Origin of the sequence: Mesorhizobium sp. B2-8-5 (assembly GCF_006440675.2) — a bacterium.
In the GTDB taxonomy this organism is placed as follows: domain Bacteria; phylum Pseudomonadota; class Alphaproteobacteria; order Rhizobiales; family Rhizobiaceae; genus Mesorhizobium.
Window position 1 is genome coordinate 1,789,018 of record NZ_CP083951.1, and the last position, 21,449, is coordinate 1,810,466.

Sequence of the window (21,449 nt, forward strand, 5' to 3'; positions counted from 1 at the left end):
ACAGGTCCGGGTGGGTTGAATCCCAAGTCGCAGCGGACTCTATACCCCAACCCCGACGCTGCGCGTCGACCCTTCCCGCAAGGGGGAGGGTGAGGAGCTAAAGAGAGGACAAGAAATGGTCGGCGCATCGAAGTCGGAAGCGGGAGGCGGCCCGATCCGCTATGGCATGGTTGGCGGCGGGCAGGGTGCCTTCATCGGCGCGGTGCATCGCATCGCGGCGCGCATGGACAACGACTTCGTGCTGGTGGCCGGCGCGCTGTCGTCGGATCCGGCGCGGGCGAAGGCATCGGCCGAAGAACTCGGACTCGATCCCGCGCGCAGCTACAGCTCCTACGCCGAGATGGCGAAGGCCGAGGCCAAGCGCCCCGACGGCATCGAGGCGGTGGCGATCGTGACGCCCAACAATGTCCATGTGCCGGCGGCCAAGGCCTTCCTCGAGGCCGGCATCCATGTCATCTGTGACAAGCCGCTGGCGACCTCTCTGGCCGAGGCGAAGAAGCTTGCCGCCCTGGTCGAGAAGACCGGCAAGGTGTTCGTGCTCACGCACAACTACACCGCCTACCCGATGATCCGGCAGGCGCGCGAGATGGTGGCCAAGGGCCAACTCGGCGACATCCGCATCGTGCAGTCGGAATATCCGCAGGACTGGCTGACCGAGGACCTCGCCGCTACCGGCCAGAAGCAGGCCTCGTGGCGCTCCGACCCCAAGCAGGCAGGCGCCGGCGGCGCGCTGGGCGACATCGGCACGCATGCCTACAATCTCGCCCGCTTCGTGTCCGGGCTGGAGCTAGATTCACTTTCGGCCGATCTCGATGCGTTCGTGCCGGGGCGCCAGCTCGACGACAATGTCAACGTCATGCTGCGCTTCAAGCCGGTCGGCAACAAGCATCCGGCCAAGGGCATGATCTGGGCAAGCCAGGTGGCACCCGGCCACGAGAATGGGCTGAAGCTGCGCATCTATGGCTCCAAGGGTGGGCTGGAATGGGTGCAGGCCGACCCGAACTATCTCTGGTACACGCCGTTCGGCCAGCCGAAGCAGTTGCTCACCCGGGCCGGCGCCGGCGCGATGCCGGTCGCGGCCCGCGTCAGCCGTGTGCCGTCCGGCCATCCGGAGGGCTATCTCGAAGGTTTTGCCAATATCTACCAGGAGGCCGCAAGGGCCATCCGCGCGGCGCGCCGGAAGGGCGGCAAGCCAGGCAAGGACGTCGTCTTCCCGACGATCGCGGACGGCGTCGAAGGCATGGCCTTCGTCGAGGCCTGCGTGAAGTCGTCGAAGAAGAATGGGGCGTGGACGAAACTGTAGGACGGCTGCGTCGTCCAAGGGAGTCCCCCTCACCCGGATTGCCAGCCGAATTGCGAAGAGCAATTCGGGGCAATCCGACCTCTTCCCGAGGGGAGAGGAGACAAGCGACGCCGGCGCCGACCTCCCCTCGGGGAGAAGGTGGCGGCGAAGCGACCGGATGAGGGGGAGTGTGGCCGGCCAACGCAAAGGGTTGGCCGCTAGCGGGGAGGGGGCGTCGATGAAAATCGGCATGTGCATGTTCTTGTGGACGACCAGCGTCTCGAAGAAGCACGAGGCGCTGCTGAAGGACATCAAGGCGACCGGCTTCGACGGCGTCGAGATACCGGTCTTCGTCGGGGCGCCCGACGACTACAGAAAGCTCGGCGAAATGCTCGACCGCATCGGCCTTGAGCGCACCGCGGTCTCGGCGATGGGCGATCCGGCGATGAACCTGATCTCGCCGGATGCGGCGACCCGCAAGGCCGGCATCGACTACATGAAATGGGCGATCGACTGCAGCGCAGCCGTCGGCGCGGACACCCTCAGCGGGCCGCTGCATTCGACGCTGGGCGCCTTTTCCGGCAGCGGGCCGACCGCAGCCGAGAAGAAGCGCTCGGTCGCCTCGCAGCGCGCCATCGGCGACCATGCCGGCAAGAAGGGCGTGACCATCGGGCTCGAAGCGCTCAACCGCTTCGAATGCTACCTCGTCAACACCATGGCCGACCTGTCGGAGCATATCGACGCGATCGACCGGCCGCACATCAAGGCGATGTACGACACCTTCCACGCCAATATCGAGGAGGCCGATCCGATCGGCGCCTATACGAAGCATCGCCGAAACGTCGTCCATATCCACATTTCGGAGAATGACCGCGGCGTACCGGGGCGCGGCAACATCCCCTGGAAGGAGACTTTCGCGGCGATCCGCCGGACCGGATACGACGACTGGCTGACGATCGAGTCGTTCGGACGCTCGCTGAAGGACCTGGCTGCGGCGACGAAGGTGTGGCGCGATTTCGCGGAGAGCCCGGAGGCGGTTTATCGCGAGGGGTATAAGCATATCAGGGACGGGTGGAAGAAGGCGGCTTAGGGGCCCTGCGCCTGATCCATTTTCTATTTGCGTTGGCAACGGTTGCCAAGTGGTTCCCCCACTCCGTCTCGGCTTCGCCGAGCCACCTCTCCCCCCTCCGGAGGGAGAGGAAAGGGCGCTTGGTGGCGCCGGGAGAGGAAGAAGGCCTCTGCCTCGAGGACAGGCGCGGCTCGTCTGGCGCCTTTCCTCTCCCCCGTCGATCGGGGGAGAGGTGTCGAGCGAAGCTCGACGGAGGGGGTCGACCCTTTGCGCGGCACTATACGATGCCCGCGCTTCCGCGCCACAAGGCTACCCCCGCTCGGCCTGCAGCCTGTTGTAATCATGCAGCGTGCGGCTCAGCCTTCGGCGCAGGAAGTTCGAGATGTTGTCGAAGATGAAGACGACGAGCAGCGTCAGCAGCACCATGTAGAAGACGTTGGCCCAGTTCGAGTTGGTGCGCATAGCTTCCCATAGTTTCAGGCCGATGCCGCCGGCGCCGACGGCGCCGATGATGGTGGCGCCGCGGGTGTTGGATTCCCACTGATAGAGCGTCTGGCTGATGAAGACCGGCACCACTTCCGGCATCACGCCGTAGCGCTGCACGAGCAGGCCGTTGGCGCCGGTCGAGAGCACGCCTTCGCGCGGCTTGTCGTCGATGTTCTCAAGCGCTTCGGAATAGGTTTTGCCCAATGTGCCGATCTCGGTGAAGAAGATCGCCGCACTTCCGGCCAGCGGTCCGGGGCCGAAGGCGCGGGTGAAGAACAGTGCCCAGATCAGCATGTCGACCGAGCGCATGAAGTCGAAGAAGCGTTTCAGCACCTGGCTGAGCAGGCCGCTCGGCGTGATGTTGCGGGCGGCGAAGAAGGCGAGCGGGAAGGCGACGATACCGCCGAGCAGGGTGCCGAGGAACGCCATAACGATGGTCTGCAGGAGTTTCGTCCAGACATCGCCGTGCTGCCACTGCGCGTTGTTCCAGATGTTGTCGGCGGCCAAAGCGAGGTTCGACGTGCCGGGCTGAAGCTCAGGCCCGGAGACGATCAGCGAGATGACCTCGCCGGCCGATTTGCCGAAGAAGGGCGAGCGCGTGTCGAAGACGAAATTGGCCCAGCCGAGGAAGCGCTTGCGAACCTTGACGCGGTCGACGGTGACGCGCACCTCGCCGGCGAAGCCCATCTTGGCGACGATCTCGTCGTCATGGACGGTCACCCAGTCGGGCACCGCGCCTGTGACCACCGGCTTGCCGCCGGTCAGCGCTATCGGCACGGTCACGCCATTGGCCGTGATCGTCGCCCTGGTCTTGTCGAAGGTGACGGATTTCGCATCGCCGTCGATCCGGACCGTGAAGATGCCGTCGGGGTTCCTGACCACCCAATCGGGATTGGGGTTCTCGCCGAGCGCCGAAAAGCGCGGATATTTCGGCGTGATCTGTGGCTGGTCGAGGCGGAACTCCGGCTGCAGGTCGTAGCTGATCCATTGCGACAGAAAGAGGGGCAGGCGCTCCCAGTGCGACTCGCGCAGCACCTGCGGCAAGCTGAAGAACCACAAGGCATAGCCGAGATAGAGCACCGTGCCCGCGATCAGCAGCAACGGCCAGAAACGCTTGTAGGCCGGACGATGGAACACCTGCGGGTAGCGGCTTTCGATGGCGCTTAGTTCGTCGGCGGTCATAGCCATATCAAGCGCTCATCAGGAAAGCCTGCTCGCCGACAAGCTTGCGGCGCAGCCAGGCGGAGAACTGGTCGACGAGGAAGATGGTGATGAAGAGCAGGAGCACCAGCGCCAGCGTCTTGGCGCCGAAGCCGCGCGAGATGGAAAGCTTCAGCTCTTCGCCGATACCGCCGCCGCCGACCGCGCCCATGATGGTCGAGATGCGCACGTTGATCTCGATCCGGAGCAGCGTGTACGACATGAAATTGGGCAGCACCTGCGGCAGGTCGGCGAAGCGCACGCGCTCGAACCAGTTGGCGCCGACGGCGCGCAAGCCCTCCTCCGGGCGCATGTCGATGTTCTCGTTGATCTCGTAGAACAGCTTGCCGAGCGCGCCGATCGAATGCAGGCCGATGGCGATGATGGCGGCGACCGGGCCGATCGAGACGATGGCCGCGAACAGGCCGGCAATGACGATCTCGGGGAAGGCACGCAGCAGTTCCATGAAGCGCTTGACGACGAGCCGCAGGATCGGGTTCGGCGTCAGGTTGCGCGCGGCGATGAAGGAGAAGGGCACGGCGAAGACGAAACCGATGAAGGTCGAGACCAGCGCCACATTCACCGTGGTCAGCATCAGCTCGAAATATTCAGGGATGTAGAAACCGCCCCAGACATGGACGCGGCCGAGCGGGAAGTTGAATTCCTGCGTGCCCTTGTCGTTGGGTGAGGCGATGTCGAACAACGCCCGCCAGACGTCGTTCCAGTCCTTCGGGACCAGCCAGCTCAGGAAATCGAGGATATGCGGCAGCCGGTCGAAGAAGTGGCCGGCATTGGCCTCGTCGGCGAACCACATGGTGGCGCACATGGCGACAAGCAGCAGGCCGACGCCCAGCGCGGTGTAGAAGCGGCGCAGCGAGGTCTGGCGCCGCCAGGCGTCGGCCTGCTGGCGGGTGGCGTCGGAATGGAGTGTCGCTGATGTCATGATCGGGACATGCAAAAAGGGCGGTGCTGGAGGCACACCGCCCTTTCTGATCTTGCCATTAGCCGCCGATGGCGGCTTTGCGGGCTTCGACGATGACGTTGTAGAATTCCGGCTTCACCGGGACGTAGCCGGTGAAGTCGCCACCCTCGACGCCTTCGAAGCAGGCCTTGTCCTTGGCCGGCAGGGCGGTGAAGAAGGCGGTGAGCTTGGCGGTCATGTCGTCGCCCAGTGCGGTGCGCACGACCAGCGGACCGTTCGGGATCAAGCCCGAGCGCCACACTTCGACGAAGTCGTTCGGGTCGACGGCGCCCTTGGAGACCTCCTTGTGGAAGGTGCCGGAGGTGTAGCCGTTCTTGAAGTCGCCGATACCCGAGGAATCGTCCACGGCAACGTCGACCTTGCCGTCGCGCACGGCCAGCACGTTGTTCTCGTGGCCGCCGTTGAACTGGGTCGAGGCGAAGTAGGTCTCGTTGGAGGCGCCGGTGTCCTTCGGAATCTGGGTCAACGGGATCAGATAGCCCGAGGTCGAATCCGGATCGGCGTAGCCGAGCTTCTTGCCCTTTGCCGACTTGATATCGGTGATGCCGGAAGTCTTGAGCGCCAGGCCGATCGAATAATAACCGGTGGACCCGTCGGTCTGCTTGGTGGTGAGGATCGGGGTGACAGCCTTCGGATCCTTGAGATAGACGCTGGCATAACCGGACGCGCCGAGTTCGGCGAAGTCGAGCGTGCCGCCGAGCAGGCCCTGGATGACGCCGTCATAGTCGGCGGCGGGGAACAGCGAGACCTTCTCGAAGCCGAATTCCGACTTCAGGTGGTCGGCGAGGCATTGGTAATTGCGCAGGCGGTCGGTCTCGTTCTCGCCGCCGAGGATGCCGACGCGGAATTCCTTGATATCAGCGGCATGCGCGGCGCTTGCCGCCATGGCGAGCAGCGAAACCGCCCCAAAAACCATCTTCCTGAACATTTCGATCTCTCTCCTGTTGTTCCGGCTGCGCCGGCTGCGTTCTGATTTTTCAAGTCTTGCCTTTGACGCTGGCGGGCGATCCGGGTTGCTCTGCTGAAATCCACGATTTGCCCGCACCGGCTGGGCCCGGGACGGTGGACTCAGTAGCCAGGGAAGGCTGGTTCGAGCGGTCCGGCGGATGCGGTCATCTTCGGCTTGATGGTCACGCTGGTCGACGTGATGGCTTCGGAGATCTCGGCGCCGCTGGCGTCGGCGCCATAGACCGTGCGCACGGCGTCGCGGTCGAGGTCTTCCGGGGCGCCGTCGAAGACGACCTTGCCGGCGGCCATGCCGATGATGCGGGTGCAATAGGCGCGCGCGGTGTCCAGCGTGTGCAGGTTGGTGACGACGGTGATGCCTTCGCGCAGATTGATGTCGCGCAGCGAGTCCATCACCACCTTGGCGTTGAGCGGATCGAGCGAGGCGATCGGCTCGTCGGCCAGCAGCACTTTCGGCTGCTGCATCATGGCGCGGGCGATCGCGACACGCTGCTGCTGGCCGCCGGACAGCGTGCCGGCCGGCTGCAGCGCGGTGCGGGCGATGTCGAGGCGCTCGAGCGCGGCGACCGCCTCGGCGCATTCAGTGCGCGTGAACATGCCAAGCAGATTGGAAACCGTCGAGCGATGGTTGAGGCGGCCGAGCAGCACATTGGTCAAGACGTCCAGGCGCGGCACGAGGTTGAATTGCTGGAAGATCATGGCGCAGTCGCGCTGCCAGCGGCGCAACGGCGGACCCTGCAGGCTGGAGACCTCGGCGCCGTCAAAAAAAATCGACCCCCGGCTGGGATCGATGAGACGGTTGATCATGCGCAAAAGCGTCGACTTGCCGGCGCCGGAACGGCCGATGATACCAACCATCTGGCCGCGCGGGATCGAGATGTTGATGTCGCTGACGGCGGTGTTCTTGCCAAATCGTCGGGTTACGCCGCGGATTTCAAGCGTGGCCGATGATGCTGACATACCAAAACTCCAGTCCGTCGCGCTTTTGCAGGTCTGTTAACCTTCGCTAGCGCAGGCCGATGAAGCTGGGGTGTCGGATTGATGTCAGTTTTGTTACGTCCCACAGGCTTGGAGATTCAACCAAGCACCAGCAATTCCTCGAAATGCTTCATGTCCTTGAAGCTGCAGAGGGCCGGGGGCCTGAGCTCGATCACGGGAGCCTCGCGCTCGAGGAACGACAGACAGTCATCGAACAGGTGCTGCCAGGCTTCGGCCCGCTCGTCGGCGAGGCGGCGGATCTGGTAGGCGAAGGTGATGTGGAAGGCATAAGTCTCGTGGTCCGGATGGCGGTAGCCGAACGGCACTGAAAGGGCATTGCGCCACGCTTTCATGACTCGGCGGTCTTCGTCGGTGGCGCCGGCGACGGTGAGGCCGGTCGGCACGACTTCGACAATCTTGACCTTGAAGGGGCCGTGGCCCTCGAAGCCTTGCAGGCGACCGAGATAGAGCCGGGTCATGTCGTCGATGCCGGTGTCGAGCGCCACGTCCGATGGCCAGTAGGGAAGGCGGCGCCGGTATTCGATGATGCCCTGAAAGAGCGTCATGTGAAGGCTGGAGATCGGCGTGAAGGCGAGCCGATCGGCGTCGGGCATGGCCAGCATGCGCTTGCGCACCTCGATGATTGCAGCTTCGGAAGTAGAGCCGCCGACGAGGTGACTGACGACCGTGTTGCCGGGCTCGAGGAGGAAATTGCCCGACGTGTCGTAACGAGTGCCGAGATGCACTGGCGCCATCGGATTGGTACCTTCGAAAAATCCGGCGAGCGAAGGTCTGACTGTGGCGAGCATCGCGATCTCCTTGGGGGAGATGGCGTCCTGTCCGAGTCATGTGTCAACGGTGTGAATGGTGAAGAGAATTTCCCTGGCCGGGACCTTGTCTTCCGCCATTCGCCATTCACCGCACCTAGCCGCCATATTTCTCCAGGAACGCCTCGGCCTCCAGCTCGCGGAAATCGTCGAGGGCGGCGCGCAGCCTTGCGTGGTCCCAATCCCACCAGGCTAAAGCCTGGTAGCGCTCCGCGGTGCGGCGGTCGAAGCGCTCGCGGATCGGCTTTGCCGGTACGCCGCCGACAATGGTGTAGGGCGCGACATCTTTCGAGACGACGGCACCGGCGCCGACTGCCGCGCCGTCGCCGACGGTCACGCCGGGCAGGATGGTCGAGCCATGGCCGAGCCAGGTGTCATGGCCGATGGTGACGCGCCTGGCGCGACGCTCGGCGAAGAACTCGCTTTCATGTTCGGCGTCGTCCCAATAGTCGGACGCCCGATAGGTGAAGTGATGCAGCGTCGGCCGCCATGTCGGGTGGTTGGTGGCATTGAGGCGCACGCTCGCCGCGATGTTGGAGAACTTGCCGATGGTCGCGCACCACACGGCGCAGTCCTGCATCATGTAGGAATAGTCGCCGAGCTCGCATTCGGCGACGCGGCTGCGCTCGGCGATCTCGGTCCAGCGGCCGAGCGTCGAGTTTTCGACCTGCGCTGTCGGGTGGATCAGTGGCGTCTCCGAAAGCTTCATGCGGCGATCTTTCCGGCGGCGAAAGCGGTGACGTCGATGACGCGATCGGCCACCGCGTCGCGCACGTCGAGGTCGTGGAAGATGCCGAGCAAGGCAACGCCCGCCGCCTTCTTAGCGGCGATGAGCTCGACCACGACATCGCGGTTCTTCGCGTCGAGCGAGGCGGTGGGCTCGTCGAGCAGCAGGATCGGATGCTCGGTGATGAAGCCGCGCGCGATGTTGACGCGCTGCTGCTCGCCGCCGGAGAAGGTCGCCGGCGGCAGTGCCCAGAGCTTTTCCGGCAGGTTGAGCTGCGCCAACAGGGCGCGCGCTCTCGTCCGTGCGCTTTCCCTATCCTCGCCGCGCTCGACCAGCGGTTCGGCGACGACATCGAGCGCGGAGACGCGCGGCACGGTGCGCAGGAACTGGCTGACATAACCTATGGTGTGGCGGCGCACGGAAAGCACGGTGCGCGGGCTGGCGGAGGCGAGGTCGATCAAGCCGCCGCCATGCTGGACGATGATCTGGCCTTCATCCACGGCGTAGTTGCCATAGAGCATCTTCAGGATCGAGCTTTTTCCGGCGCCGGAAGGGCCGCCGAGCACGGCGCATTCGCCGGCGCGGATCGAGAAGGAGACGCCTGCCACCACCGGCAGCGTGACGCCGTCGCGCAGATGCATGGTGAAGCTTTTGGCGACATCGGAAACGACGAGAGGAGTGGGCATATCAGAGTCCTTCGTTTTTCCGCATGATCTGATCCGAAAACCGGCTTCCACTTTTCGGGATCACGCGGTCACACCTGCAGGATGGAAGAAACGAGAAGCTGGGTATACGGCGCGCGCGGGTCGTCGAGCACGCGGTCGGTGAGGCCGCTTTCGACCACGCGGCCGTCCTTCATCACCATCATGCGCTGCGACAAAAGCCGCGCCACGGCGAGGTCGTGGGTGACGACGATCGCGGCCAGCCCGAGGTCGGTGACCAGCCCGCGCAACAGGTCGAGCAGTCGCGCCTGCACCGAGACGTCGAGGCCGCCGGTCGGCTCGTCCATGAAGACGAGCCGCGGGCCGGTCACCAGATTGCGGGCGATCTGCAGGCGCTGGCGCATGCCGCCGGAAAAGGCGCGCGGCTCGTCGTCGATGCGGTCCTCGTCGATCTCGACGCGCGACAGCCAGTCGACGGCGGTGGCGCGGATCTTGCCGTAGTGGCGGTCGCCGACCGCCATCAGCCGCTCGCCCACATTGGCGCCCGCCGACACCGTCATGCGCAACCCATCGGCCGGGTTCTGATGGACGAAACCCCAGTCGGTGCGCATCAGGAAGCGGCGCTCGGCCTCGCTCATGCGGTAGAGCTCGCGCCACTGGCCGTCGCGCATGCGGTAGCTCGCGGTGCCGGAAGAGGGCAGCAGCCTGGTCGACAGGCAGTTGAGCAGGGTCGTCTTGCCGGAGCCGGACTCGCCGACCACCGCCAGGACCTCGCCCGGCCAAAGGTCGAAAGTGACGTTCTCGCAGCCGACGCGCGAGCCGTAGAATTTGGACAGCGCCGAAACGCGCAGCAGCGGTTCGTCGGTCATTCTGCCGGCTCCTTTGTTTCAAGGGCGAGATGGGTTTCCGGCGCAAGGTGGCCGTGATGGCCATCTTCGCGACGCTTCTCGCAGTGGTCGGTGTCCGAGCAGACGAACATGTGGCCGCCATGGTCGTCGAGGATGACTTCGTCGAGATAGACATTCTCGGCGCCGCAGAGCGCGCAGGGCTGGTCGAAGGTCTGCACCTCGAAGGGATGGTCCTCGAAGTCCAGGCTGACGACGTCGGTGAAGGGCGGCACCGCATAAATGCGCTTTTCGCGGCCGGCGCCGAACAACTGCAGGGCTGGCGAGCGGTGCATCTTCGGATTGTCGAATTTGGGCGTCGGCGAGGGATCCATCACATAACGGCCCTCGACCTTGACCGGGTACGCATAGGTGGTGGCGATGCGGCCGTGCTTGGCGATGTCCTCGTAGAGCTTCACATGCATGAGGCCGTATTCCTCCAGCGCATGCATTTTTCGCGTTTCGGTCTCGCGCGGCTCGAGGAAGCGCAGCGGCTCGGGGATCGGCACCTGGAAGACCAGCACCTGGCCGGCCGTCAGCGGCTGCTCGGGAATGCGGTGGCGGGTCTGGATGATGCTGGCCTTAGCCGTCTCGGTGGTGACGGCGACCTTGGCGACCTTCTTGAAGAAGGCGCGGATCGAAACGGCGTTGGTGGTGTCGTCGGCGCCCTGGTCGATGACCTTCAACACGTCATCCGGGCCGATGATCGAGGCGGTGACCTGCACGCCGCCGGTGCCCCAGCCATAAGGCATCGGCATCTCGCGCGAGGCGAAGGGCACCTGGTAACCGGGAATGGCGATGCCCTTCAAAATGGCGCGGCGGATCATCCGCTTGGTCTGCTCGTCGAGATAGGCGAAGTTGTAGGTGGCGATGTCGGTCATGGCGATCACATCCGCTTTGAGCTATATATTTGATGTCCAGAACGAAGGAGCCCGGCCATATGACTTCTACCGGATGGATACATCTTGGGGCGCTGCTGTTGGTGTTTGCCGGCATCGCTGCCTTTGCTTTGCGCAAAATGGTTCTTCCGACGCCGAAAGAGCCCCCGCACGGCGAGACCGTTGGGGGCGCCAGTGGCTTTACTGGCCCTTGGTTTGGTGGCGGCGGCGGACATTCCGGTAGCGGGCACTGAACTCATTCCGCCGCCTCCCGCTTTTCCTCGGCGGCCTTGTCTTCGTTTTCCCGCGCCTCGTATTCGGCGCGCATGCGGCGAACCAGGCCGAGTTCGGCCTGGAAGTCGACATAATGCGGCAACTTCAGGTGCTCGACGAAGCCTGTGGCCTGGACATTGTCGGAATGTGAGATGACGAATTCCTCGTCCTGCGCGGCGGCGACGACGTCCTCGCCAAGCTCGCCGGCGCGCAGCGCCCGGTCGCACAGCGCCATGGCCATCGCCTTGCGCTCGCTCTGGCCGAAGACCAGGCCGTAGCCTCGGGTGAACTGCGGCGGCGCCTTGGCCGAGCCCTTGAACTGGTTGACCATCTGGCATTCGGTGACGCGGATGGAGCCGAGCGGCACGGCGAAGGGCAGTTCCGGCACGTCGAGTTCAAGCTCGACCTCGCCGATGCGCACCTCGCCCACGAAGGGATGGTTGCGGGCGTAACCGCGCTGCGTCGAATAGCCGAGCGCCAGGAGAAAACCCTCGTCGCCGCGTGACAGCGCCTGCAAGCGGATGTCGCGCGCCATCGGGAATTGCAGCGGCTCGCGCGTGATATCGCCAGGCACGTGGTCAAGCGGCATGTCGCCATCGGCCTCGATCAGGCCTTCATGGGCGAGGATCGCCGAAACGCGCGGCATGGCCTCCGGTTCGACCGGACGCTGCGCCGGCGTCTCGACCTCGCCGCCGGCGGCAAGCTCGGGATCGAGCAGGCGGTGGGTGTAGTCGAAAGTTGGACCAAGCACCTGGCCGCCGGGCAGGTCCTTGTAGGTTGCCGACACGCGCCGCTCGAGCTGCATCGTGCCGGTATCGACGGGGTTGGTGTAGCCGAAGCGCGGCAGCGTGGTGCGATAGGCGCGCACCAGGAAGATCGCCTCGATCATATCGCCGCGCGCCTGGACGACGGCGAGAGCCGCCAGCTCGCGATCATAGAGCGAGCCTTCGCTCATCACCCGGTCGACACCGAGCGCCAGCTGCTCGACGATCTGGTCGAGGCGCAGCGCCGGCACCGAGCGGTCACCGCGGCGGCGGTCGGCCAGCAGCCGATGGGCGTTGGCAATTGCGGCCTCGCCGCCTTTCACCGCGACATACATGTCATGCCTCCATCGACTTGATGCGGGTGGTGCGCGGCAGGCAGGCGAGGCTGCCGGGCGCCGCCAGGATGATGTCGACGCCGCGCGGGAAACGCTGGTTGTTCTGCTTCCACTGCTCGACGAAATGGCGCGGCATGCCCGGAGGCGCGATCATCGACGTCTTTTCGATCCCAGGACCGTCGAGCAGCAGCGACGGGCCTGAAGCGAGGTCGTCGACCAGGAGGATCAGCGTCGTCGAGCGATCGGGATATTCTTGCGTGCCCTGCGCAAAACCGTCGAGCGCCGCCATCTCTTTCGGATTGGCGATTAAGGCGAAATGCGCGTCGGCCGGGGTGTTGGCCAAGGGCGCGCCGGTGTGGAAGCCGAGCCAGGCCTTGACCGAGGCGTCCGCCTGCAAGGGCGGATCGAGCCAGATTGGCGTATCGTTGTCGCAGAGCGCCAGCGCCGCCGCGCCTGCCGTCGCCGACAATGGCACCGGCGGGCGGGCGAGTTGCGGCAGGTCCTGGACGGTGCCGGGGCGCGCCATCGCGTCCATGATGGCGCGGAAGACGGTCTGCGCGTTGAAAACCGGCTCGGTGAAGCCGCCGTCGATCGATTGCGTGGCGATGTCCATCAGTCCTCTCCGCGCACCATGGTGAAGAAATCCACTTTCGTTGCCGCCGTCTCGACGCGCCGCGTCTCGCGCGCCGCATCGAGCGCCGCGCGCAAGGGCGCGACCAGCTTCGTCTCGACCGCCTCGCGATGCGCCGGGTCCTGCCAGAGCGCGTCGGCGATCGCCGCGAGCTTTGCCTTGCCCTTGTCGCGGCCGAGCGCATAGGAGTGGCCGACCTTGCCGGATGGCAGCCGCACCGTGGCGCGGGTGACCGTCGCCTCGCCGACATTGAACGGCGCGCCGCCGCCGCCGATCCGCCCGCGCACCGTCACCAATCCGGTCTCCGGGCCGCGCAAAAGCTCTGCCTCGGACGGCAGGCCCGCTTCGTTCCACAGACGGGAGATCTCATCGGCCGCGGCATGCGCCAGCGTCGCCATCAAGGCCTTCCGCCCGGCCTGCTCGCGCGCTTCCTGTCCTCGCATGGCATCGATCCTTACATGCATAAAATTTGTCTATTGATATAGACAACTATACAAATTATACTCATCTCGTAACGGGAGTCCATGACGGGTGGATGACAACCGGCAAAAATGCTTGGGGGCGATGGGTGACCGGACTGGCGGCTAGTATCGAAAGGCGTAACGGCGTGTCGCTGTGGCGGCAGATCGCCGATCGGATCCTGCAGGCGATCGCCAATGGCGATTTCGCGGAGAACGCGGCGCTGCCGCCCGAAGTCGCGCTGGCGGAACGTTACGGCGTCAACCGCCACACAGTGCGCAGCGCCATTGCCGCACTTGTGCAGGAAGGCGTGCTGAAGGCCGAGCAGGGACGCGGCACCTTCGTCTTGTCGCGCAAACGGCTGTCCTATCCGATCGGCGCGCGCACGCGCTTCTCGACCGGACTGCAAGGGCAGACGAGCGAGCGGCATATCGCGCTGTTGTCGTCATCGACGGAGCCGGCCAGCCGGCGCATCGCCGAGGCGCTGGGTCTTGCCAAGGGTGCTGCCGTTATCCGCCTGGAGACGCGCGGCGAGGCCGACGGTCATCCGGTGTCGCGCGCGACGACCTGGTTCGATGCCAAGTGCTTCGTCGGCATCGAGGCCGCTATGGCGGAAACGGGGTCGATCACTGCCTCGCTGAAGCGTTTCGGCATCAACGATTATCTGCGGCACTCGACAGTGCTGTCGGCACGTCATGCCGACGCCGACGACCTTGCTGCACTTGATTTGCAGCCCGGCGCCATTGTGCTGGTCACGGTCGCGGTGAACGTCACGCTCGATGGCCAGCCGATCCAGTTCGCGGAGTCGCGGTTCCCGGCGGAGCGGGTGGAGTTGAGGCTGTCGGCGTCGTAGGAGATGCTGGCCTTGTCTCAGACCCGTGATTGATCTGCCTCACGCTGATGTCAGCCCAGCTCGGCCGCTTAATTGTCAGAGTCTTCGCGTTTGAGGAGCGCCTTCCCCCACTCCGTCGCCGCTTCGCGGCGCCACCTCTCCCCCCTCCGGAGGGAGAGGAAGGGAGCCAGCCGGCATAAGCTCGCACCTTTCCTCTTCCCCCGTCGATCGGGGGAGAGGTGTCGAGCGAAGCTCGACGGAGCGGGGGTCGACCTACGCGGCGGCGTCAATTCGGGTCAGGTTCACCGGCTGCCGTTTATGACCCCACCTCGATGACCGCCTTGATCAGCCCTGATTTCTCATGCGTCCATCGCGCCAGATCGCGCGGCGTTGCGGCGAGCGTCGTGCGATGGGTGACGAGCTTGTTCAGCGGCACCGCGCCGTTGCGGATCGAGGCCGCAACATGGTCGAAATCGGCCTTCAGCGCATTGCGGCTGCCGATCAGCGTCATCTCGCGCTTGTGGAATTCGGGATCGGAGAAGGCGATGTCGTCCTTGACGACGCTGACCAGCACCAGCGTGCCGCCATGCGCCACATGGGCGAAGGCGGACTGCACCGACGGCGTGTTGCCGGTCGCGTCGAACACGAGGTCGAAACCCTCGCCGGAGGTTGCTTGCCGGACCAGTTCGGCAGCCGTCTCCTTCGAGCCGTCCAGCGGGGTAAAGCCGAGTTCCTTTTCGGCGAAGCCGAGACGTTCGGCGCTCATGTCGAGCAAGCTGACATCCAGCCCGGCGATGCGCGCGAAGATCGCCGTGCCGAGACCGATCGGCCCAGCGCCGATGACGAGCGTGCGCGCGCCGGGAGGCCCGAGCGAACGGCGCACCGCATGCGCGCCGATGGCCAAGAATTCCACCGCCGCGGCGTCGGCCAGCGATAGGCCGTTTGCCGGGTAGAGATTCTCAACCGGCACCAGGATCTCGTCGCACATGGCGCCGTCGCGATGGACGCCGAGCACTTCGATCTTCACGCAGCAATTCGGTTTGCCGTGCCGGCAGGCGATGCATTTGCCGCATGAAAGATAGGGGTTGATGACGACCGGCTCACCGACGGCGAGATCGACGCCTTCGCCCTTCTCGACGATGGTGCCGGAGACCTCATGGCCCATGATGCGCGGATAGGCCAGAAACGGGTGCTTGCCTTCGAAGATGTGGTAGTCGGTGCCGCAGATGCCGACATGGCTGACGGCAACCCGCGCCCAACCGGGCGGCGGCGCGCCAGGGTCGGCGCGGTCTTCGAGGACAAGCTCGCCGGGTGAGCGGCAGACAACGGCTTTCATTTCGCAAATCCAATATTCAAAAAAGAACGCCGGCCTCGTACGAACGAGGCCGGCGGAAGTCAGGGAGGATTCATTTGCCGCGACGGCGCAGGCCGTCGAAGTAGACGATGACGATGATCAGCACGCCGGTGATGATGCGCTGCCAGAACGAGTTGACGTTGAGCAGATTGGCGCCGTTGTTGATGGTGGCGAGGATGAAGGCGCCAAGCAGCGGTCCGTGCACCGAGCCGACCGCCCCGAACAGCGAGGTGCCGCCGATGACGGAAGAGGCGATCGCCTGCAGTTCCCAGCCTTCGGCCTGGGTCGGATTGCCGATGCCGATGCGGGCGGCAAGCAGCACGCCGACGAAGGCCGCGCACAGGCCGGACAGCGTGTAGGCCATGTAGATGGTGCGCTGGACGTTGACGCCGGACAGGCGCGAGGCCTCGGCATTGGAGCCGACGGAGAAGAGGTAGCGGCCCCAGCGGCTGTGGTGCAGGAAGATGTAGGCGGGCACGCCGACCAGGATCACCATCCAGAACAGATTGGGAATGCCGATAAAGGAATTTCTGGAGAAGGCGGTGAAGCTGTCGCTGTTGATGTTGATCGAATTGCCGTTGGTCATCAGCAGGCCGATGCCGCGCAGCGAGGTCAGCGTCGCCAGCGTGATGATGAAGGGCGGCAGGCCCATCCTGACGATGCCGAAGCCATGAAACATGCCGATGGCGACACCGACCAGCAAGGTGGCCAGAATGGCCAGCCAGATCGGGACGCCGGCGTTGATCAGCATGGCGACGACCACTGTGCCGAAGCCGACCACGGCGCCAACGGAAAGGTCGATGCCGCCGGTGATGATGACGAAGGTCTGGCCGACCGCCATGATGGCGATCATGGAACCCTGGCGCAGCAGATTGGCGATGTTGTTGCCCGAAGCGAAGCTCGGCGTCGCCACCGACAGGACGATCCAGAGCAGCACCAGCAGCGCCAGCAGCGTCAGGCCGAACAGGACGTTGTAGTTGCGCTTCGGCTTTTCGGCGGAGATCGCCTCGGTGCTCATTTTTGTCCTCCCAATTTCTCTTGTTTCTCGGCGAGCGCCTGGGTGAGAATGTCCTCGTGATCGGCGGTGCGGAAACCATGCGTGGCGACCAGCTTGCCGCGCCGGAACACATGCAGCGTGTCCGCCAGCTCGTAGACCTCCGGCAGGTAGGACGAGATCAGGATGATGCCCGCGCCCTTGGACAGCAGCTCGCCGAACAGGCGGTAGATCTCGGCCTTGGTGCCGACATCGACACCGACGGTCGGCTCGTCGAAGATGAACAGCTTGGCGCCGTGCGCCAGCCATTTGCCGATGACGATCTTCTGCTGATTGCCGCCCGACAGGCTGGAGGCCAGCGCGCCGCGCGTCGGCGTCTTGATCCTGAGGCCGGCGATCTGGCGATCGGCCTCGGCCTTCTCCTTGGCGCCGGAAATCAAAAGGTTGCTGGAGATGCGTTTGTAGATCGGCAGGTTGAGGTTCATGCCGACCGGCAAATTGAGGCAGAGGCCCTGATCGCGGCGGCTTTCCGGCGCCAGTGCCATGCCGAGCCGGATCGCGTCGTGCTCGGAATTGACCTGGACCTCCTTGCCCTCCCACAGGATCTGGCCGGCCGACTTCCTGTGGCGGCCGTACAGCGTGGTGACGAACTCGCTGCGGCCAGCGCCGATCAGGCCGTAGAGGCCGACGATCTCGCCGGCGCGTACGGTCATCGAGATATTCTCGAAGCCCTTGCCGGACAGGTTCCGTGCTTCGACGATGGTCGCGCCCGGCGTGAAATGCTCCTTGTGGTAAACCTGCTCAATCGAGCGATTGATCATCATCTTGACCAGTTCGGCGTCGTTGGTCTCGGCGATGTTGCGGGTACCGACCAGCGTGCCGTCGCGCAGCACCGAGACACGGTCGGCGAGCTCGAACACTTCCTCCATGCGATGGCTGATGTAGATGATGGTGACGCCTTCGCCCTTCAGCCGTCGGATCAGCGTGAACAACTGGTCGGCTTCCTTGCGGGTGAGGTAGGCGGTGGGTTCGTCGAAGATCAGGAATTTGGTGCCGCGCACGGTGGCGCGGGCGGCGGCGATCAATTGCTGCTGACCAATGGTGAGGTCGCCGAGCACGACATGCGCCGGCAGGTCGAAGCCGAGATCGTCGATGATCTTCTGCGCTTCCCTGACCATGGCGCGCTGCTGGAGGATGCCGAAGCGCGAATCCTCTTCGCCAAGGAACATGTTGGCGGCGACCGTCAGGTGACGGCAAAGCACGACCTCCTGGTGCACGGCGTTGATGCCGAGCGCCATCGCCTCATGCGGTGTGGCCAAGGCTGCCGGCTTGCCTTCCCAGATGACATCGCCCGCGGTGCGCGGCATGACGCCGGTGAGAAGCTTTATGAGGGTCGACTTGCCGGCGCCGTTCTCGCCGACGATGGCGTGGATCTCGCCCGCCTTGAACGCCAGATGCACGGGCTTCAGCGCATGCGTGCCGGGATAGCGCTTCTCCAGGCCGTGGAGCTCGAGGATCGTCCGGCCCGGCGCCAGCGTGGGGGCGGGGTGCAGGTCCTGCGCCGTCGACGTCATGACAATCCTCCCAGATTGATCCTAACCGTTGGATACACAGCGATGCGTCTGGCGCGCATCTTGAGGACTGAGCCTAAAGCAAGCCGGCGAATTGCCAAGCCGCTGTGACGGCTGTTTCCGGGGCGCCGAGGCCCCGGAAACGACTGCAAGCAACGTTGCTCAGTTGAGCTTCGGGTTGAGCAGCGCGTCGATCTTGGGATCCTTCATGTTGGCCTTGGTCACCAGATTGGCGCCGGTGTCGACATTGGCCTCGACCTTCTCGCCCTTGGAAGCGGCCAAAGCGGTCTTGATGCCGTCATAGCCCATCCGGTACGGATCCTGGACGACCAGCGCGGAAATGACGCCATCATTGAGGAACTTGATCAGCTTCTCGTCGCTGTCGAAGCCGACCAACGCAAGCTTGCCGCCAAGGTTGTTCTCGGCGACAGCCTGACCGACGCCCTGCGCCATTATCAGGTTGGACGCGAAGATGCCCTTGAGGTTCGGATTGGCGGTTATCAGGTCGGTGGCGATGTTGAGGCCGGTGGTGGCCTGGCCGTCGGCGTATTTGTCGGCGACCAGCTTCAGGCCCGGATATTTTGCCTTGAGCTGTTCGGTGAAGCCCTGCTTGCGCTGTTCGAGCGAGCCGGCGCCGGGGGCGTTGGTGATCAGCGCGACGTCGCCCTCGATCTTGCCGCCATTGGCGGCGGCGATGGCGGCGGCGAGGCCGTCTGCGGCGACGCGGCCGCCCTGGACGTTATCGGTGGTCAGGAAGGAGGTGAAGGCCTTGGAGTCGGCGCCCGAGTCGATGCCGATGACCTTGACCTTGGAGGCCGCTTCATCGATCGGCTTGCCAAGCGCCTTGAATTCGGTCGGGGCGATCACGATTGCCGCCGGATTGCTGGCGACGGCGTTCTCGAGGATCGAGACCTGGCCGTTGACGTCGGTTTCAGCCTGGGCGCCGAGCTCCGGCACGTTGATGCCGAGGTCCTTGCCAGCCTTGCGCGCGCCGGCCAGCACGATCTGCCAGTAGAAGGAGGTGGTATCCTTGACGATGATCGGAATGGTCGCGTCGGCAGCCGAGGCGGGCGCGGAATGCATCGCGCCGGCGAGCATCGACGCGGCGGCCAAGGCCACGAAAGCACGGCGGTTGAGAAGGCTGGTCACGAATTTCATTAGGTTCCTCCCTAAAGTCGCCTGGTGAAGGTTGCGGAAGCTCCGTCTGGATAGGCGCGGCCCGAACAGAACTTTATCAATAAAAAACAGATGCCTGTTTTTGATAATGCATCGCCATGGTCGATGCAAGCGGTGTCTGGTGCCGTTTGTGTGATGCCGGATGAGCTTTGTCCGGCCCCTCCTGGCAGCACATCGGCGCTTCCGTTCCTCCTTGTGGATATGGAACGATAATTTCACGGTACTGTCAATGTGGAATATTCATTCCATCGTGAGGTCGCGCGATTGTGAAGGCCGACTTCCTTGCTGGCGGCGCTTCCTCCACGACAATGGCCTGCGACTAAAGCGTCGCGCCGAGATGCCAGGGCACGAATTCGTTGTCGCCGTAGCCGAACGCCTCGCTCTTGGTCTTGCGGCCGGACGCCGTCTCGATGATCATCTCGAAGATCTCGCGGCCCATGCCGGCGATTGTCTTCTCGCCCGAGGCGATGACGCCGCAATTGACGTCCATGTCCTCTTCCATCTGGTGATACATGGTCGAATTGGTGGCGACCTTGATCGACGGCGTCGGCCGGCAGCCGAAGCAGGAGCCGCGGCCGGTGGTGAAGACGATGACATTGGCGCCGCCCGCGACCTGGCCGGTGGCCGAGACAGGGTCGTAGCCGGGCGTGTCCATGAACACCAGGCCGCTGCCCGAAACCTTCTCGGCATAGCCGAAGACGCCGTTGAGCGGCGTCTGGCCGCCCTTGGCGACGGCGCCCAGCGATTTCTCGAGGATCGTGGTCAAGCCGCCGCGTTTGTTGCCTGGCGAGGGGTTGTTGTCGATCGAGGCGCCGTGCTTGGCGGTATGGTCCTCCCACCATTTCACATAGCCATCGAGCTTGGCGGCGATCTCGGGCGATGCGGCGCGATAGGCAAGCAGATGCTCGGCGCCGTAGATTTCGGTCGTCTCCGACAGGATGCCGATGCCGCCGCAACCGGCCAGGATATCGACGGCGGCGCCCAGCGCTGGATTTGCCGTGATGCCGGACATGCCGTCCGAGCCGCCGCATTGCAGGCCGACGACGATCTCCGAGACCGGGATCGGCTCGCGCTGCAAGTGGCCGACCTCATCGGCGATCTCGGCCAGCACGCCCATCGCCCTCTCGACCGATTTACGCGAACCGCCGGCTTCCTGGATGTTGAAATGGCGTTTTCCGGCGGCCACGCCCTTCTGGCCGTAAAGCGTGAGCTGGTTGACCTCGCAGCCTAGCCCCACCATCAGGATGCCGCCGAAATTCGGGTGGCGCGCATAGCCGGCTAAAGTGCGGTGCAGGACCATCATGCCGTCGCCGGTGGCGCTCATGCCGCAGCCCTGGCCATGGACGATCGGCACGAAGCCGTCGATGCCGGGATATTTCGGCAGAAGCGTGCGATTTGCCTCGTCGGCGATGGCGTGGCAGACGGTCGACGAGCAATTGACGCTGGCGATGATGCCGATGAAGTTGCGCGTGCCGGCTCGCCCGTCGGCGCGGCGGTAGCCCATGAAGGTGCGCTTGCGGTCGGCCTCGGTGGCGTGCTCGGCCTCGCTCGGCGGCACCACCGGCAAGCGGCCGCTCTCGAAGACCAGATTGTGCGAGTGGACATGCTCGCCTGCCGCGATGGCTTGCGTGGCGCGGCCGATCGCCTGCGCGTATTTCACCACCGCTTCGCCCGCGGCGATCGACTTGATCGCCACCTTGTGGCCGGGCTCGATCACGGCGGTCGCGGCGGCGCCGCCCGGCAATGGCGTTCCGATTTCGATGCGTCCGTTGGCGACGGCGACATTATCGGAGGGCGAGAGAAGGATGGTGTTTGCAATGGTCACGTGCGGCTGTCCTGGGTGGTCCTGGGAATGCGGGCGGATTGACTTGCGCCCGTTTAAAGGTAATGTCTTTTATCGGGAAAAAACAATTCTGCGTCAATTGTTTTCTCACCCTGGGTGGCGCGCGTCTTTTGGACGCCCGCGCCACCCGTTTGGCAAGCCGGCGAAAAACGTTCCGCTTTTCGGAGGCTTGCGCTAGAGCCGGATGGTTTCAGGTCCGTTTGATCTGAAATCTGAATCCGGCTCTAAATCAAAGAGATAGAGCATGATGTCGCCCGAAAACCGCTTCACACTTTT

The 21,449-nt window shown here is 64.5% G+C and carries 20 protein-coding genes; 3 read left to right on the plus strand and 17 right to left on the minus strand.

Annotated elements, in window-relative coordinates:
* Positions 1-115: 115 nt before the first annotated feature.
* Positions 116-1,303, plus strand: a complete 1,188-nt coding sequence (locus tag FJ430_RS08675; protein WP_140709546.1) for a Gfo/Idh/MocA family protein — start codon at positions 116-118, stop codon at positions 1,301-1,303.
* 217 nt (positions 1,304-1,520) lie between these two features.
* Positions 1,521-2,372 carry a sugar phosphate isomerase/epimerase family protein gene (locus tag FJ430_RS08680; protein WP_140709549.1) on the plus strand — a complete coding sequence of 284 codons (852 nt, stop codon included), beginning with the start codon at positions 1,521-1,523 and terminating at the stop codon, positions 2,370-2,372.
* Between the two features lie 288 nt (positions 2,373-2,660).
* On the opposite strand, the gene phnE (FJ430_RS08685) is transcribed toward FJ430_RS08680, so the two are convergent.
* From phnE (FJ430_RS08685) to phnG, 12 genes are all read right to left on the minus strand, one after another.
* Positions 2,661-4,019 carry a phosphonate ABC transporter, permease protein PhnE gene (phnE, locus tag FJ430_RS08685; protein WP_413467867.1) on the minus strand — a complete coding sequence of 453 codons (1,359 nt, stop codon included), beginning with the start codon at positions 4,017-4,019 and terminating at the stop codon, positions 2,661-2,663.
* 7 nt (positions 4,020-4,026) lie between these two features.
* A complete protein-coding gene (phnE, locus tag FJ430_RS08690; RefSeq protein ID WP_140709553.1) occupies positions 4,027-4,980 on the minus strand; it encodes a phosphonate ABC transporter, permease protein PhnE in 954 nt (317 codons plus the stop codon).
* A gap of 58 nt (positions 4,981-5,038) precedes the next feature.
* On the minus strand, positions 5,039-5,947 hold the full coding sequence (gene phnD, locus FJ430_RS08695) for a phosphonate ABC transporter substrate-binding protein (RefSeq protein WP_140644626.1): 909 nt from the start codon (positions 5,945-5,947) through the stop codon (positions 5,039-5,041).
* A 140-nt stretch (positions 5,948-6,087) separates the two neighbouring features.
* Complete coding sequence (phnC, locus tag FJ430_RS08700; RefSeq protein WP_140654418.1) at positions 6,088-6,945, minus strand: phosphonate ABC transporter ATP-binding protein; 858 nt, start codon at positions 6,943-6,945, stop codon at positions 6,088-6,090.
* A 116-nt stretch (positions 6,946-7,061) separates the two neighbouring features.
* On the minus strand, positions 7,062-7,772 hold the full coding sequence (locus FJ430_RS08705) for a DUF1868 domain-containing protein (RefSeq protein ID WP_140709555.1): 711 nt from the start codon (positions 7,770-7,772) through the stop codon (positions 7,062-7,064).
* 115 nt (positions 7,773-7,887) lie between these two features.
* Positions 7,888-8,499, minus strand: a complete 612-nt coding sequence (locus FJ430_RS08710) for a DapH/DapD/GlmU-related protein (RefSeq protein WP_140709557.1) — start codon at positions 8,497-8,499, stop codon at positions 7,888-7,890.
* Entirely contained in the window at positions 8,496-9,203 is a 708-nt protein-coding gene (gene phnL, locus FJ430_RS08715) for a phosphonate C-P lyase system protein PhnL (protein WP_140654423.1), read from the minus strand. The genes FJ430_RS08710 and phnL overlap by 4 nt, the downstream gene beginning before the upstream one ends.
* 68 nt (positions 9,204-9,271) lie before the next feature.
* A complete protein-coding gene (gene phnK / locus FJ430_RS08720) occupies positions 9,272-10,048 on the minus strand; it encodes a phosphonate C-P lyase system protein PhnK (RefSeq protein WP_140544515.1) in 777 nt (258 codons plus the stop codon).
* The gene (locus FJ430_RS08725) at positions 10,045-10,944 is read right to left on the minus strand and encodes an alpha-D-ribose 1-methylphosphonate 5-phosphate C-P-lyase PhnJ (protein WP_140709559.1); all 900 of its coding nucleotides are present in this window, start codon (positions 10,942-10,944) and stop codon (positions 10,045-10,047) included. The genes phnK and FJ430_RS08725 overlap by 4 nt, the downstream gene beginning before the upstream one ends.
* A 253-nt stretch (positions 10,945-11,197) precedes the next feature.
* Positions 11,198-12,313: a carbon-phosphorus lyase complex subunit PhnI gene (locus FJ430_RS08730; RefSeq protein WP_140709562.1), complete on the minus strand. Its 1,116-nt coding sequence runs from the start codon at positions 12,311-12,313 to the stop codon at positions 11,198-11,200.
* Between the two features lies 1 nt (position 12,314).
* Positions 12,315-12,926 carry a phosphonate C-P lyase system protein PhnH gene (gene phnH / locus FJ430_RS08735; RefSeq protein WP_140709564.1) on the minus strand — a complete coding sequence of 204 codons (612 nt, stop codon included), beginning with the start codon at positions 12,924-12,926 and terminating at the stop codon, positions 12,315-12,317.
* On the minus strand, positions 12,926-13,387 hold the full coding sequence (gene phnG / locus FJ430_RS08740; protein ID WP_140709566.1) for a phosphonate C-P lyase system protein PhnG: 462 nt from the start codon (positions 13,385-13,387) through the stop codon (positions 12,926-12,928). Before phnG ends, phnH begins: the two co-directional genes overlap by 1 nt.
* Before the next feature lie 92 nt (positions 13,388-13,479).
* Between phnG and phnF the strand changes: the two genes are divergently transcribed.
* Positions 13,480-14,256, plus strand: a complete 777-nt coding sequence (phnF, locus tag FJ430_RS08745) for a phosphonate metabolism transcriptional regulator PhnF (protein ID WP_140709568.1) — start codon at positions 13,480-13,482, stop codon at positions 14,254-14,256.
* Between the two features lie 295 nt (positions 14,257-14,551).
* Here the strand turns inward: phnF and FJ430_RS08750 are convergent, their stop codons facing one another.
* From FJ430_RS08750 to FJ430_RS08770, 5 genes are all read right to left on the minus strand, one after another.
* Positions 14,552-15,571 carry a zinc-binding alcohol dehydrogenase family protein gene (locus tag FJ430_RS08750; protein ID WP_140644616.1) on the minus strand — a complete coding sequence of 340 codons (1,020 nt, stop codon included), beginning with the start codon at positions 15,569-15,571 and terminating at the stop codon, positions 14,552-14,554.
* Positions 15,572-15,641: 70 nt separating this feature from the next.
* Positions 15,642-16,607 (minus strand): ABC transporter permease, encoded by a 966-nt coding sequence (locus FJ430_RS08755; protein WP_140644615.1) that lies wholly within the window; start codon positions 16,605-16,607, stop codon positions 15,642-15,644.
* Positions 16,604-18,157, minus strand: a complete 1,554-nt coding sequence (locus tag FJ430_RS08760; RefSeq protein ID WP_140644614.1) for a sugar ABC transporter ATP-binding protein — start codon at positions 18,155-18,157, stop codon at positions 16,604-16,606. Before FJ430_RS08760 ends, FJ430_RS08755 begins: the two co-directional genes overlap by 4 nt.
* A gap of 159 nt (positions 18,158-18,316) precedes the next feature.
* The gene (locus FJ430_RS08765) at positions 18,317-19,312 is read right to left on the minus strand and encodes an ABC transporter substrate-binding protein (protein WP_140709570.1); all 996 of its coding nucleotides are present in this window, start codon (positions 19,310-19,312) and stop codon (positions 18,317-18,319) included.
* A gap of 337 nt (positions 19,313-19,649) precedes the next feature.
* Complete coding sequence (locus FJ430_RS08770; RefSeq protein WP_140709572.1) at positions 19,650-21,155, minus strand: UxaA family hydrolase; 1,506 nt, start codon at positions 21,153-21,155, stop codon at positions 19,650-19,652.
* Positions 21,156-21,449 lie beyond the last annotated feature (294 nt).

Bases quoted from the DNA above. Each gene is read 5' to 3' on its own strand.
- FJ430_RS08675 (WP_140709546.1), top strand. From the start codon at position 116: ATGGTCGGCGCATCGAAGTCGGAAGCGGGAGGCGGCCCGATCCGCTAT.
- FJ430_RS08680 (WP_140709549.1), top strand. From the start codon at position 1,521: ATGAAAATCGGCATGTGCATGTTCTTGTGGACGACCAGCGTCTCGAAG.
- phnE (WP_413467867.1), bottom strand. From the start codon at position 4,019: ATGACCGCCGACGAACTAAGCGCCATCGAAAGCCGCTACCCGCAGGTG.
- phnE (WP_140709553.1), bottom strand. From the start codon at position 4,980: ATGACATCAGCGACACTCCATTCCGACGCCACCCGCCAGCAGGCCGAC.
- phnD (WP_140644626.1), bottom strand. From the start codon at position 5,947: ATGTTCAGGAAGATGGTTTTTGGGGCGGTTTCGCTGCTCGCCATGGCG.
- phnC (WP_140654418.1), bottom strand. From the start codon at position 6,945: ATGTCAGCATCATCGGCCACGCTTGAAATCCGCGGCGTAACCCGACGA.
- FJ430_RS08705 (WP_140709555.1), bottom strand. From the start codon at position 7,772: ATGCTCGCCACAGTCAGACCTTCGCTCGCCGGATTTTTCGAAGGTACC.
- FJ430_RS08710 (WP_140709557.1), bottom strand. From the start codon at position 8,499: ATGAAGCTTTCGGAGACGCCACTGATCCACCCGACAGCGCAGGTCGAA.
- phnL (WP_140654423.1), bottom strand. From the start codon at position 9,203: ATGCCCACTCCTCTCGTCGTTTCCGATGTCGCCAAAAGCTTCACCATG.
- phnK (WP_140544515.1), bottom strand. From the start codon at position 10,048: ATGACCGACGAACCGCTGCTGCGCGTTTCGGCGCTGTCCAAATTCTAC.
- FJ430_RS08725 (WP_140709559.1), bottom strand. From the start codon at position 10,944: ATGACCGACATCGCCACCTACAACTTCGCCTATCTCGACGAGCAGACC.
- FJ430_RS08730 (WP_140709562.1), bottom strand. From the start codon at position 12,313: ATGTATGTCGCGGTGAAAGGCGGCGAGGCCGCAATTGCCAACGCCCAT.
- phnH (WP_140709564.1), bottom strand. From the start codon at position 12,926: ATGGACATCGCCACGCAATCGATCGACGGCGGCTTCACCGAGCCGGTT.
- phnG (WP_140709566.1), bottom strand. From the start codon at position 13,387: ATGCGAGGACAGGAAGCGCGCGAGCAGGCCGGGCGGAAGGCCTTGATG.
- phnF (WP_140709568.1), top strand. From the start codon at position 13,480: ATGACAACCGGCAAAAATGCTTGGGGGCGATGGGTGACCGGACTGGCG.
- FJ430_RS08750 (WP_140644616.1), bottom strand. From the start codon at position 15,571: ATGAAAGCCGTTGTCTGCCGCTCACCCGGCGAGCTTGTCCTCGAAGAC.
- FJ430_RS08755 (WP_140644615.1), bottom strand. From the start codon at position 16,607: ATGAGCACCGAGGCGATCTCCGCCGAAAAGCCGAAGCGCAACTACAAC.
- FJ430_RS08760 (WP_140644614.1), bottom strand. From the start codon at position 18,157: ATGACGTCGACGGCGCAGGACCTGCACCCCGCCCCCACGCTGGCGCCG.
- FJ430_RS08765 (WP_140709570.1), bottom strand. From the start codon at position 19,312: ATGAAATTCGTGACCAGCCTTCTCAACCGCCGTGCTTTCGTGGCCTTG.